Annotated in this window: 4 protein-coding genes; 3 read left to right on the top strand and 1 reads right to left on the bottom strand. The window is 71.6% G+C overall.

What is annotated here, in order from left to right; translation table 11 throughout:
- Window positions 1-93: adenosylhomocysteinase (locus ACWDX6_RS30640; RefSeq protein WP_350978958.1), on the top strand; the 93-nt coding region annotated here is incomplete at its 5' end.
- 156 nt (window positions 94-249) lie between these two features.
- Window positions 250-864: a hypothetical protein gene (locus ACWDX6_RS30635; RefSeq protein ID WP_451488128.1), complete on the top strand. Its 615-nt coding sequence runs from the start codon at window positions 250-252 to the stop codon at window positions 862-864.
- A gap of 17 nt (window positions 865-881) precedes the next feature.
- Here ACWDX6_RS30635 and ACWDX6_RS30630 read toward each other — a convergent pair whose 3' ends face one another.
- On the bottom strand, window positions 882-1,817 hold the full coding sequence (locus tag ACWDX6_RS30630; RefSeq protein WP_451488127.1) for an RDD family protein: 936 nt from the start codon (window positions 1,815-1,817) through the stop codon (window positions 882-884).
- A 119-nt stretch (window positions 1,818-1,936) separates the two neighbouring features.
- Between ACWDX6_RS30630 and ACWDX6_RS30625 the strand changes: the two genes are divergently transcribed.
- A complete protein-coding gene (locus ACWDX6_RS30625; RefSeq protein WP_451488126.1) occupies window positions 1,937-2,944 on the top strand; it encodes a stage II sporulation protein M in 1,008 nt (335 codons plus the stop codon).
- Window positions 2,945-3,280 lie beyond the last annotated feature (336 nt).

Below are 3,280 nucleotides of genomic sequence, written 5' to 3'. Positions count from 1 at the left end.
GGTGTGAAGCTCACGACCCTGCGCCCGGAGCAGGCCGCCTACATCGGCGTCCCGGTCGAGGGCCCGTACAAGCCGGACCACTACCGCTACTGATGCCACCACCGACGGCGCCCGTGCACTGACGCACACCCGTCGACGGCACCCGTAGAGGAACCAGGCAGGCCCCCGCACCCCCGTGCCGGGGGCCTGCCTCGTCCGTCATCCGGCCCGCACCCGGACCCACCGCCCCAGGAAGCACCCCGAGGACCCATGCCCCGCGGCCGCTATTCGCTCCATGACCCGCACGATCACACCCCCCTCGGTGAAGAGCACTTCCACTGCGCACCAGGCCCGTCCGGCTGGCGCTACGTCTCCCAGACCACCACCCCCTCGGGCGACCACGCGGGCTCCGTCGACCTGGCCATCGACGAACTCGGCCGCCCCATCCGACTCGAACTCCACGCCGCGAGCTGGCAGATCCGCGGCGCCGCCCTCGACGGCGTCACCTGGGTCCGTACCGACCCCACCGGCACCCACGCCACCGAAGGCAATGTGCGCGCCCACGCCTTCACCGGCACGTCCCCGGCGTTCCTCGTCGCGATCACTCGACTGTTGCGTCTCACCCCCGGTTCCCCCGCGACCCGCGTCCGGCTCGTCGCCTTCACGGATCCCGTGCTCGCCCCCCTCACGATCGACCAGTCCTGGGCCCTGGTGAAGAGTGAAGCGCACACCACTGACAACGGCGTGCTGATGGTGGACGAATACCAGGTCGACGCCCTGGACACGGGGGAGCGGCACACGCTTCACATCGCCGGCGACGTGGTCCTCTCCGCCCCCGGCATCGAACTCGAAGCCCTCGAGACCCCGCCGTCCGTCTTCCCCTGAGCCCCTCGGGTCGTCTCCTAGGCGGGAGGCGCGAACCCCGTCGCCGGCGCAGCGGCATCGCCGCCCGTCCGCTCCCCGGAACCGGCGACGGCCGCGGCAGGGGCAACCGGAGCGACCGGGGCCGCGAATCCCGCGCTCCAACCGGCCCCCGCCCCCGCCACCGACGCCGCCACAGGCACGGGCCCGACCCCGGACGCCGGCCTGTCCGAGGCGAAGGCACGGCGTGCGTCCCGGGCCTGCCGCTCACCCACGACCCCCGCCAGATAGGCCGCGGCCGGCACGCCCGGCGGCGGAGGAGTCCCGGTCCGCGCCACGAGCTCATCGGCCAGCCGCTCCGCCAGCCGCTGCCCCACGACCGGATCCAGCTGCCGCATCCGCGTCAGGTACTGCCGTATCTCCAGCCACAGGCCGTCCGGCACGGCGGAGAGATCCAGCCCGGCGAACGCCCCCGCGAGCCACGCCGGGGCGGGCGGAACGGCCACGCTCCGCGCCGCCGGCACCCGCTCCCGCACGACCAGCGTTCCGGCGAACACGTCCCCGATGCGCCGCCCGCGCTCCGACACAAGCGAAGCGATACAGGCGACCACCCCGAACGTCATCATGATCTCCACGACCCCGATCGCCCCGCGCACCAGCGCGTGCCGGAACCGGATCGGCCCCCCGTCGTCGCGCACCACCCGCAGCCCGCACGCCATCTTGCCGAGCGACCGGCCGTGCGTCAGCGTCTCCACCGCGATCGGCGCCCCCACCAGTACCAGCAGGAAGGAGGCGATCGACAGCGCCATCTGCGCGGCCTCGTCCAGCGAAGCCATCGCGACCGCGAGCCCGAGACTGATCAGCAGATAGGCGGTCCACACCACCAAGAGATCGATGAGCAGCGCCAGAGCGCGGCTCGGCAGCCTGGCCGGCCGCAGCCCCAGTACGACGGCGTCCCCCGTCACAACCCCGCTCACGACGCCCACCCTTCTCCGACCTTCCCGACCCCGCTGTACGACAGTCTGCCAAGCTGACCGTCAGCGCGCCGCAGTAGTACGCCCCCGTACGCACCCAGTGCCTGGAGCAGCAGCCGATCATGGACCTCGACGTCTACGTCACCGCCCACCGCGCCGAGTGGGACCGCCTGGACCAGCTCCTGCGCCGGGGCCGGAAGCTCACCGGCGCCGAGGCCGACGAACTCGTCGCCCTCTACCAGCGCACGGCGACGCACCTGTCGCTGATCCAGTCCAGCGCCCCGGACCCCATGCTCACGGCCCGGCTCACCCAGCTCGTCGCACGCGCCCGTGCCGCCGTCACCGGCACCCGCCGCGCCTCCTGGCGCGACGCCGTCGGCTTCCTGACCGCCGGCTTCCCGGCCGCGGTCTACCGTTCCCGCCACTGGTGGGTGCCGACCGCCGTCCTCTCCACCCTCCTCGCGGCGCTCATCGGCTGGTGGATCGGCACGCACCCGGAGGTCCAGTCGGCGATCGGCGCCCCGGCCGAGCTGCGCGAGATGACCCGCCCCGGCGGCGAGTACGAGACGTACTACTCCAGTCACCCGGCGGCCTCCTTCGCCGCCCAGGTCTGGACGAACAACGCTCAGGCCGCCGCCATGTGCCTGGTCCTGGGCGCGTTCCTCTGCGTCCCGGTGCTCTGGATCCTCTTCCTCAACATGCTGAACCTCGGCGTGGGCATCGGACTCATGTCCTCCGCCGGCCGCCTCGACGTCTTCCTCGGCCTGGTCCTTCCGCACGGCCTCCTGGAACTGACCGCCGTCTTCGTCGCCGCCGGAACCGGCCTCCGCCTCGGCTGGACCGTCATCGACCCCGGCCCCATGACCCGCCGCGCCGCGCTCGCCCAGCAGGGCCGCGCCGCCGTGGGCATGGCCATCGGCCTGGCCCTGGTCCTCTTCGTCTCGGGCCTGATCGAAGGCTTCGTCACCCCGTCGGGCCTCCCGACCTGGGCCCGCGTCACCATCGGCATCGCGGCGGAACTGGCATTCCTCGCCTATGTCTATGTCCTGGGCGCCCGGGCGGCCCGAGCCGGCGACACCGGCGACATCGAGGAGGCGGACCGCAGCGCGGAGCTGCCGGTGGCCGCGTGATGTGCGGAGCACCTCGCTGACCTGCTAGTCTCCTCTTCGCCCACGGAGCCGTTGACACGGTGGACGTGGGGAGGTAGATTTTAACGGTTGCCGGGGACGGGACACGTCACCAGCGCAACCAGCTAGTCTCTAGCTCGCTCCGGTCGGGAACACGGTTTCCACGGAGCCACCCGATTCCTTATTCGAATCACGAAAGCCACCGATTAGGTCGGCCAGAATGAATCTGATAAAGTCGGAATCACCGGAAAGGGAAACGCGAAAGCGGAGAACGGACCGGCAGCCCGCTCCAGCGGGTGGCGGAAACGGAAAACGGATCTGCTAAGCTGGAAACACGAA

The sequence above is a fragment of the Streptomyces sp. NPDC003027 genome (genome assembly GCF_053591435.1).
Note: the sequence above shows the minus strand (reverse complement) of the source record. Positions and strands in the feature narration are given on the sequence as shown.

Bases quoted from the DNA above. Each gene is read 5' to 3' on its own strand.
- ACWDX6_RS30635 (WP_451488128.1), top strand. From the start codon at position 250: ATGCCCCGCGGCCGCTATTCGCTCCATGACCCGCACGATCACACCCCC.
- ACWDX6_RS30625 (WP_451488126.1), top strand. From the start codon at position 1,937: ATGGACCTCGACGTCTACGTCACCGCCCACCGCGCCGAGTGGGACCGC.